2 protein-coding genes are annotated in these 1,035 nt (G+C 68.8%); both read right to left on the reverse strand.

The features are described from left to right. The coding region (locus tag A3ES_RS0145690; protein WP_020393503.1) for a phage terminase large subunit at positions 1–579 on the reverse strand (579 nt) is incomplete at its 3' end. Continuing rightward, positions 572–1,006, reverse strand: a complete 435-nt coding sequence (locus A3ES_RS50855; protein ID WP_020393504.1) for a hypothetical protein — start codon at positions 1,004–1,006, stop codon at positions 572–574. The genes A3ES_RS50855 and A3ES_RS0145690, both read right to left, overlap by 8 nt. Positions 1,007–1,035 lie beyond the last annotated feature (29 nt).

The following is a 1,035-nucleotide window of genomic DNA, read 5'->3' on the forward strand; positions in this document are numbered from 1 at the left end:
GGCCGGCGGCCGCCAGACCTTCATCGGGGACGCAGGGTCGATGAACCGGAACTTGACCCAGTGGTGGCCCGGGCCGCCCGGGTTGGTGCAGGCGAGCATGCGCGGCCGCAGGCCCAGCTGAGCCAGGGCGTCGCGGACCTTGCCCGCGGCGCGGAGGCGGCTGATGAGGTACCGGTACTGGCTCTCGGTGAACTGGGTCAGCTCGTCGAAGCAGACCAGCTGGTACTCGGCGCCCTGGTACTGCAGGACGTCGAGCTCCTTCGCCAGGTGGCCCAGCTCGATCACCGAGCCGTTGCGGAACTTCCAGACGTGCTTGGTCGCGTTGTACTTCGCGATCTTCTTCGGGAGCCGTTCGAGCAGTCGCGGAATGAGGGACCGGTCGAGGTCAGGGAAGGTGCGGCGCAGGATCAGCGACCGCGACCCCGGTACGGCGAGCGCCATGGTGACGGCGGACGCCAGCAGGAACTCGGATTTCCCGCCTCCAGCTGCGCCGCCGTACAGCATCTCGTCGGCGACCAGCTGGTGTGCGATGACCTGCCGGGGTTCGGGCTCGTACGGGTAGCGCCAACGCTCAGCCATCGGCTGAGTCGGCTTGTGCGTCGGTGTCTGCCATCGACGGGAGCAGCTGGGGGAGGACCTCGACGATGATGGCGTCGCCGTCCGCGCCTGTCACCTCGTGCTTGGAGGCCATCTCTAGCCCGAACAGCTTGGCGCGGTGCCCCATCAGCCGAACGATGGTGTCGATCGCCCGGAGGTCGCCCCGGAGTGCCTTGGTCCAGATCGCCGACTGCAGCTTGTCCAAGCGCTCGCCCTCGATCGCCCGCAGGTCGTCGGCCTCGTCGGCAGCTGACCGTGCGAGGCCGCGGAACACGGCCTTCCTGGCGCTGGACGCGTTCGCGTAGCCGAGTCGCTCAGCGATTTCGGCGTACCGGAGTCCGGCCGACCGCAGCCCGAGGGCCTTTCGCTCCTTTTCGAGCACGGTCAGGTCGGGGACGTGCTTAGCCACCGGCGTCCCCGACCCTCGTCATCGGCAGG

Source organism: Kribbella catacumbae DSM 19601, from assembly GCF_000372465.1.
Classification (GTDB): Bacteria; Actinomycetota; Actinomycetes; order Propionibacteriales; family Kribbellaceae; genus Kribbella; species Kribbella catacumbae.